The following is a 7,819-nucleotide window of genomic DNA, read 5'->3' as shown; positions in this document are numbered from 1 at the left end:
CGTCGGCGAGCTCCTGCGAGTACAGCTCGGCGAGCCGGCCGCGGATCGCGCCGCAGACCTCCTGGGCGTCCTCGGGGGTGGCGACCTCACCGGTGCCGATGGCCCAGACCGGCTCATAGGCGACCACGACGGTCTCGGCCTGCTCGGCCGGGACGTCCTTCAGGGCGCCGTCGAGCTGCGCGAGCGTGTGGGAGACCTGGTCACCGGCCTTGCGGACGTCCAGGCCCTCACCGACGCAGAGGATCGGGGTCAGACCGTGCCTGAAGGCGGCCTTGACCTTGGCGTTGCAGATCTCGTCGGTCTCGCCGTGGTACTGACGGCGCTCGCTGTGGCCGACGGCCACGTACGTGCACTTCAGCTTGGCGAGCATCGGGCCGGAGATCTCACCGGTGTACGCGCCGGAGTCCTGGGCCGAGAGGTCCTGGGCGCCGTACTTGATCTTCAGCTTGTCGCCGTCGACCAGGGTCTGCACGGAGCGCAGGTCGGTGAAGGGCGGCAGGACGGCGACCTCGACGGCCTCGTAGTCCTTGTCGGTCAGGGCGAAGGCGAGCTTCTGGACGTGGGCGATGGCCTCGAGGTGGTTGAGGTTCATCTTCCAGTTGCCCGCCATCAGCGGGGTGCGGGTGGTCATGAAAGGTCAGTCCTCCAGTGCGGCGAGGCCGGGAAGCGTCTTGCCCTCGAGGTATTCGAGGCTGGCGCCGCCACCGGTCGAGATGTGTCCGAATGCGTTCTCGTCGAAGCCCAGGATGCGGACGGCGGCGGCGGAGTCCCCGCCGCCGACGACGCTGAAGGCCTCGGCGTCGGCGAGGGCCTGGGCGACCGCCTTGGTTCCCTCGGCGTAGTCGGGGTGCTCGAAGACACCCATCGGGCCGTTCCAGAAGACCGTGGCCGCGTCGGCGAGCTTCGCCGCGTACAGCTCGCGGGTCCCGGGGCCGATGTCCAGGCCCTCCTGGTCGGCCGGGATGGCGTCCGCGGCGACCGTGGTGGGGTTGGCCGGGGCCTTCGTCTTCAGGTCGGGGAACTCGGCCGAGACCAGGACGTCGACGGGGAGGACGAACTCCACACCGAGCTCCTCGGCGCGCTTGAGGTACCCCTGGACGGCCGGGACCTGGTCCTCCTGGAGCAGCGAGATGCCGACCTCGTGGCCCTGGGCCTTGAGGAAGGTGTACGCCATGCCGCCGCCGATGAGGATCCGGTCGGCCTTCTCCAGCAGGTGGTCGATGACCCCGAGCTTGTCGGAGACCTTGGCGCCGCCGAGCACCACGGCGTAGGGGCGCGCGACGTCCTCGGTGAGCTTCTTCAGGACGCCGACCTCGGTGGCGATCAGGGAGCCGGCGGCGTGCGGGAGCCGGGCCGGGAGGTCGTACACCGAGGCGTGCTTGCGGTGGACGGCGCCGAAACCGTCGCCGACGTAGACGTCGGCGAGCTCGGCGAGCCGGTCGGCGAAGGCGCCGCGCTCGGCGTCGTCCTTGGAGGTCTCCCCGGCGTTGAAACGCAGGTTCTCCAGGACGGCGACCTGGCCGTCGGTGAGGGCGCCGACCGTGGCGCGGGCGGACTCGCCGACGGTGTCGGTCGCGAACGCGACGTCGCTGCCGAGGAGTTCACCGAGGCGGGCGGCGGCCGGGGCGAGCGAGAAGGCCGGGTCCGGGGCGCCCTTGGGGCGTCCGAGGTGCGAGGCGACGACGACCCGCGCACCGGCTTCGGCGAGCCGGGCGATCGTCGGCCGGACGGCGCGGATACGGCCGTCGTCGGTGATCGTGGTGCCGTCCAGCGGCACGTTGAGGTCGGCGCGGACGAATACCCGCTTACCGGTGACCCCTTCGGCGAGAAGTTCGTCGATCGTCTTCATCTGTAGCGGTACTCCTTGGAAGGACGGAAGCATGCAAGGGCTCGGGCGGCGCTTCGTCGCGCCGCCCGAGCCCGTTGCTCACATCGAGATGCCTGCCGATCCTAGGATCAGAGCTGGCCGCCGACGAAGACGGTCAGGTCGACAAGGCGGTTGGAGTAGCCCCACTCGTTGTCGTACCAGCCGAGGATCTTCACCGAGTTCCCCTCCTGGACCATGGTCAGGGAGGAGTCGAAGGTGCAGGAGGACGGATCACCGACGATGTCGGAGGAGACGATCGGGTCCTCGGTGTACGTCAGGAAGCCCTTCAGGTCGCCGTCGTCGGCGGCCTTCTTGAACGCGGCGTTGACCTCGTCCTTGGTGACCTCGCGCTGCAGCGTCACGACCAGGTCGGTGGCGGAGCCCGTGGGGACCGGCACGCGCATCGCGATGCCGTCGAGCTTGCCCTTGAGCTGCGGCAGGACCAGGGCGGTCGCCTTGGCGGCACCGGTCGTGGTCGGGATGATGTTCTCGGCGGCGGCGCGGGCGCGGCGCAGGTCCGAGTGCGGGAAGTCCAGGATGCGCTGGTCGTTCGTGTACGCGTGGACCGTCGTCATCAGGCCCTTGACGATGCCGAAGTTCTCGTCGAGGACCTTGGCCATCGGCGCCACACAGTTGGTGGTGCAGGAGGCGTTGGAGATGACGTGGTGGCTGGCCGCGTCGTACTTGTCCTGGTTGACGCCCATCACGATGGTGATGTCCTCGTCCTTGGCCGGAGCCGAGATGAGGACCTTCTTGGCGCCACCGGCGATGTGCTTCTCGGCGTCGGCCTTCTTGGTGAAGATACCGGTCGACTCGATGACGATGTCGACGCCCAGCTCACCCCAGGGGATGTCGGCCGGGTTGCGCTCGGAGAGCACCTTGATGGTGTGGCCGTCGACGGTGATGGTGTCGGCGGTGTTGCTGACCTCTGCCTTGAGACGACCCAGAACGGTGTCGTACTTCAGCAGGTGTGCCGTGGTCGCGGTGTCACCCAGGTCGTTGACAGCCACGATCTCGATGTCCGCACCCTGCTCCAGCAGCGCACGGAAGTAGTTGCGACCGATGCGGCCAAAGCCGTTGATGCCTACGCGGATCGTCACGAACCGATCTCCTCGTTAGGTACGCCGGTTTTAGATGCCGGCGAGTTTATTAGGGATGTCCCCGACCGCCTCCGACCCTACCTCTCCGAAGGCTTTTGGGTGACATCGAGCGGCCGGTACGAAGAGGGATATCCGTACTCCCGGGTAGGGGTACGGACACTCCGGCCGGTCGCCCCCGCGGCGGCGACCGGCGCTCACCGCGCGGTCACCGAGCGTCAACACGCTCTGAGGCCGGGCCCCTTGCGTTGTACGCCTACCCACTGCCGGTGGCGTTACCCCTGTCACCCGAGGTGACTGACACGGCTCCGCCTCCCCCGTGAGGCCGCGGGTACCCAGGACCGGAAAGCGCCGGCGGAGACACACTTTCGGGGTGGCCGGCAGTTGACCGCCGACGCTATTTCGCTCAATTGCGCGGGGCGCTACTCAATCGATAAAAATATCGTCGGCGCAGCTTTTCGCGGTGCGCCGACGACGGAGGGTTCCGGCCGCTCGATCGGGCGGGGCGCCCCTCGTTCGATCTGCCGGAACGGTCTCTCGACCGGCCCGGCTCGCTCGACCGGTCCGGCTCGACCGGTCCCACCCCCTACCGGCCCGACCCGACCGGCAGGGAAAGGGCTCACACCGCTTTCCGGAACGGCTCCCGCCGGACCCGGCCCGGACGGGCTTGCCCCGGCAGCCTTGCCCGCCCGCCCCGCGCCCACGCCTGCGGGCGTAGGCGTAGGCGTGGGGCGGGCGCGGTCTCAGCCGACGAGGCCGTCGGCCATCTCCTCGCTGAGGGTGGACTCCGTACCGGGGATGCCGAGGTCCTGGGCCCGCTTGTCGGCCATCGCCAGCAGCCGCCTGATCCGCCCCGCTACCGCGTCCTTGGTCAGCGGCGGGTCGGCGAGCGCGCCGAGCTCCTCCAGGGACGCCTGCTTGTGCTCCATGCGCAGCCGTCCGGCCGCCGCCAGGTGCTCGGGGACCTCCTCGCCCAGGATCTCCAGGGCGCGCCCCACGCGGGCCCCGGCCGCCACCGCGGCCCGCGCGGAACGGCGGAGGTTGGCGTCGTCGAAGTTGGCCAGCCGGTTGGCCGTGGCCCGGACCTCGCGCCGCATCCGGCGCTCCTCCCAGGCGAGCACCGACTCGTGGGCGCCCAACCGCGTCAGCAGCGCGCCGATCGCGTCACCGTCACGGACGACGACGCGGTCCACCCCGCGCACCTCGCGGGCCTTGGCCGCGATGGAGAGCCTGCGGGCAGCACCGACCAGGGCCAGGGCCGCCTCCGGACCCGGGCAGGTCACCTCCAGCGAGGACGAGCGGCCGGGCTCGGTGAGCGAGCCGTGGGCCAGGAAGGCCCCGCGCCAGGCCGCCTCGGCGTCGCAGGTGGCCCCCGAGACCACCTGCGGGGGCAGCCCGCGGATGGGACGGCCGCGGCCGTCCACCAGGCCGGTCTGGCGGGCCAGCTGATCGCCCCCGGCCACCACGCGTACGACGTAGCGGGAGCCGCGGCGCAGTCCGCCGGGGGCCATCACGATGAGCTCCGAGCTGTGCCCGAAGATCTCCAGGATGTCCCGCTTGAGCCGGCGCGCCGCCATCGCGGTGTCCAGCTCGGCCTCGATCACAATCCGGCCGCTCACCAGGTGCAGCCCGCCCGCGAACCGAAGAATCGCCGAAACCTCTGCTTTCCTGCAGCAGGTCCGGGTCACGGGAAGCCGAGAGATTTCGTCCTTCACCGCTGGCGTCATCGCCATGGGCCGATCCTTCCATGCATCCGAAAAATACGGTCGTACGCGGCGGCCAACAGCTCCGGATCGTGAATCGGAACGCCGTCGGGTGAGGCCACAGGGGCCAGCTCGACCGCGGCTCCGAGCCGCTTGGCGGCATCGGCGAGGGACTCGCGGTCGGGCACGGCGGCCTCGTCGGCCAGCACCACGTCCATGGCGAGTTTAGGGGCGTGTCGTCCCAAAACCTCCAAATGACGCTGCGGTGAGAAGCCTTCGGTTTCACCGGGTTGCGGCGCGAGGTTGAGCGAGAGGACCTTGCGGGCCTTCGTGGAGACCAGGGCGTCGAGGAGTTCGGGGACCAGGAGGTGCGGGATCACCGAGGAGAACCAGGACCCCGGGCCGAGCACGACCCAGTCGGCGTCCAGGACCGCCGCGACCGCTTCGGGCACGGCCGGCGGATCGGCCGGGACGAGATGGACGGACTGCACCTCGCCCGGGGTGAGCGCCACCGTCGCCTGCCCCCGCACGGTGACCATGTCGTCGGGGCGCTCGGGGTGGTGGCCGCGCACCAGCGCCTGGAGCTCCAGGGGCACGGCCGACATGGGCAGGACCCTGCCGTGGGCGCCGAGCAGCTTGCCGACCAGGTCGAGGGCCTGGACGTGGTCGCCGAGCTGCTCCCACAGGGCGACGATGAGCAGGTTGCCCACCGCGTGCTCGTGCAGGTCGCCCTTGGACTCGAAGCGGTGCTGGATCACCTGGGCCCAGGTCTGGCCCCACTCGTCGTCACCGCAGAGCGCGGCCAGCGCTTTGCGCAGGTCGCCGGGGGGCAGGACGCCGAGCTCCTCGCGGAGCCGGCCGGAGGAGCCGCCGTCGTCGGCGACGGTGACCACGGCCGTGAGGTCGCCGGTGATCCGGCGCAGCGCCGTGAGCGACGCGGACAGGCCCATGCCGCCGCCGAGGGCGACGACCTTGGGCTGCGCGCCGCGCTTACGGCCGGAGAGGGCGCCCGTCGCCCTGCTCAGCCGGTGCCGCCGCAGCGGGTGCCTGGTCACTCTCGCCCCATGTCCCGGTGGACGAGGACGGTCTCGATACCTTCGGTCGCCAGCCGCTTGGCGAGCTTCTCCGACATGGCCACGGAGCGGTGCTTGCCGCCCGTACAGCCGACGGCGATCGTCACGTAGCGCTTGCCCTCACGGCGGTAACCGGACGCGATCAGCTGGAGCAGCTCGGTGTACTGGTTGAGGAACTCCTTGGCGCCGGGCTGGTCGAAGACGTAGTCGGACACCTCCTCGTTGAGCCCGGTGAAGGGGCGCAGTTCGGGGACCCAGTGCGGGTTGGGCAGGAAGCGGCAGTCCACGACGAGGTCGGCGTCGACCGGCAGGCCGTACTTGAAGCCGAACGACATCACCGTGGCCCGCAGCTCGGGCTCCTCGTCCCCGGCGAACTGGGCGTCCATCTTGGCCCGCAGCTCGTGCACGTTGAGGCTGGAGGTGTCGATGACCAGGTCGGCGTCGCCGCGCAGCTCGCGCAGCAGGTCGCGCTCGGCCACGATGCCGTCGACGATGCGGCCGTCCCCCTGGAGGGGGTGCGGGCGGCGGACCGACTCGAAACGGCGTACGAGGGCGTCGTCGGAGGACTCCAGGAAGACGATCCGCCGGGTGACGTGCTTGGCCTCCAGGTCCGCGAGGGACTCCCGGAGGTTGTCGAAGAAGCGGCGGCCCCGTACGTCGACGACGACGGCGATACGGGCCACGTTCCCCTGGGACCGGGCGCCCAGCTCCACCATCGTGGGGATCAGTGCGGGCGGCAGGTTGTCCACGACGAACCAGCCGAGGTCCTCCAGGCACTTGGCCGCCGTGCTGCGTCCCGCGCCCGACATCCCCGAGATGATCACCAGCTCCGGGATGGCCGGCGCGGCGCTCTCGCCCTTCTCCTGGGCGCTTCCCGTACTCACGTGTGCTGCTCCGTCTGTTCGGTCGGTGCTGTCGGTGCTGTCGGTGCTGTCGGTGCTGTCGGTGCTGTCGGGCGCCTGGGCGTCACCGCGGTCGTGCGTGTGCTCGGTCATGGCGTACTGCCCCCGTCGTCCTCTTCGATGATCTCTCCGGTGGCCGTGTTGACGGCCGGTGCGGGCGGCGTGGCTCCGGCGAGTGCGACGGCCACGGATTCCGCCGTCCGACGGCCTATCCCGGGCACCTCGCAGATCTCGTCGATTGTCGCCTGCCGCAGCCTCTTGACGGAACCGAAGTGTTTGATCAGGGCCTGCTTGCGGGTCTCGCCGAGCCCCGCGATGTCGTCCAGCGGACTGCTGCGGATGCGCTTGGCCCGTTTGGCGCGCTGGTAGGTGATGGCGAAGCGGTGGGCCTCGTCGCGGATGCGCTGGAGGAGGTACAGGCCCTCGCTGGAGCGGGGCAGGACGACGGGGTCGTCCTCGTCCGGCAGCCAGACCTCCTCCAGGCGCTTGGCCAGGCCGCACACGGCGACGTCGTCGATGCCCAGCTCGTCGAGGGCGCGCTTGGCGGCGGCCACCTGGGGCTGCCCGCCGTCGACGACGACGAGCTGCGGCGGATAGGCGAAGCGCCTGGGGCGGCCGTCGTCCTCACGGGAGTCGTTCCGGGGTACGTCGTGCGGGTCCACGGGCGCGCTCTCGGGGGACGGCGGGACCTGCTGGGCCGGTACGGGACCGGAGGCGGCCGGTACCGGGCCGGAGGCGGCCGGTACGGGACCGGAGGCGGCCGGGCCCTCTTCCCACTCCCCCGTGCGCTCCTTCTCCTGGAGGTAGCGCTTGAAGCGGCGGCCGATGACCTCGTGCATCGACCGCACGTCGTCCTGGCCCTCGAAGCCCTTGATCTGGAAGCGGCGGTACTCGCTCTTGCGGGCCAGACCGTCCTCGAAGACCACCATCGACGCGACGACGTCTTCCCCCTGGAGGTGCGAGATGTCGAAGCACTCGACGCGCAGCGGGGCGGTGTCCAGTCCGAGGGCCTCCGCGATCTCCTCCAGCGCACGGGAGCGAGTCGTGAGGTCGGAGGCGCGCTTGGTCTTGTGGAGCCCCAGGGCCTGCTGGGCGTTGCGCTGGACCGTGCCCATCAGGTCCTTCTTGTCGCCGCGCTGGGGGATGCGCAGGCTCACGTGGGAGCCGCGGCGGGCGG

At 70.7% G+C, this 7,819-nt stretch carries 7 protein-coding genes; all 7 read right to left on the bottom strand.

Annotation, left to right across the window (positions count from 1 at the left end; genetic code table 11):
* Positions 1-631 (bottom strand): triose-phosphate isomerase (tpiA, locus tag IH13_RS0106805; protein ID WP_031081935.1); only part of this gene is annotated, 631 nt, incomplete at its 3' end.
* 6 nt (positions 632-637) lie between these two features.
* On the bottom strand, positions 638-1,849 hold the full coding sequence (locus IH13_RS0106800; RefSeq protein ID WP_031081933.1) for a phosphoglycerate kinase: 1,212 nt from the start codon (positions 1,847-1,849) through the stop codon (positions 638-640).
* A 107-nt stretch (positions 1,850-1,956) separates the two neighbouring features.
* A complete protein-coding gene (gene gap, locus IH13_RS0106795; RefSeq protein ID WP_031081931.1) occupies positions 1,957-2,967 on the bottom strand; it encodes a type I glyceraldehyde-3-phosphate dehydrogenase in 1,011 nt (336 codons plus the stop codon).
* A gap of 740 nt (positions 2,968-3,707) precedes the next feature.
* Positions 3,708-4,697, bottom strand: a complete 990-nt coding sequence (gene whiA, locus IH13_RS0106790; RefSeq protein ID WP_014045276.1) for a DNA-binding protein WhiA — start codon at positions 4,695-4,697, stop codon at positions 3,708-3,710.
* Positions 4,688-5,722, bottom strand: a complete 1,035-nt coding sequence (locus IH13_RS0106785; protein WP_031081929.1) for a gluconeogenesis factor YvcK family protein — start codon at positions 5,720-5,722, stop codon at positions 4,688-4,690. The genes whiA and IH13_RS0106785 overlap by 10 nt, the downstream gene beginning before the upstream one ends.
* Positions 5,719-6,735, bottom strand: a complete 1,017-nt coding sequence (gene rapZ / locus IH13_RS0106780) for an RNase adapter RapZ (RefSeq protein ID WP_031081927.1) — start codon at positions 6,733-6,735, stop codon at positions 5,719-5,721. The genes IH13_RS0106785 and rapZ overlap by 4 nt, the downstream gene beginning before the upstream one ends.
* The coding region (gene uvrC / locus IH13_RS0106775) for an excinuclease ABC subunit UvrC (RefSeq protein WP_082317527.1) at positions 6,732-7,819 on the bottom strand (1,088 nt) is incomplete at its 5' end. The genes uvrC and rapZ, both read right to left, overlap by 4 nt.

The sequence above is a fragment of the Streptomyces sp. NRRL WC-3549 genome, from assembly GCF_000721935.1.
In the GTDB taxonomy this organism is placed as follows: Bacteria; Actinomycetota; Actinomycetes; order Streptomycetales; family Streptomycetaceae; genus Streptomyces.
The sequence above is the reverse complement of the archived record's forward strand: the minus strand, read 5'-3'. Positions and strand labels throughout refer to the sequence as shown.

Excerpts from the sequence above, each read along its gene's own strand:
- rapZ (WP_031081927.1), bottom strand. The coding sequence starts at position 6,735 with ATGACCGAGCACACGCACGACCGCGGTGACGCCCAGGCGCCCGACAGC.
- IH13_RS0106800 (WP_031081933.1), bottom strand. The coding sequence starts at position 1,849 with ATGAAGACGATCGACGAACTTCTCGCCGAAGGGGTCACCGGTAAGCGG.
- whiA (WP_014045276.1), bottom strand. The coding sequence starts at position 4,697 with ATGGCGATGACGCCAGCGGTGAAGGACGAAATCTCTCGGCTTCCCGTG.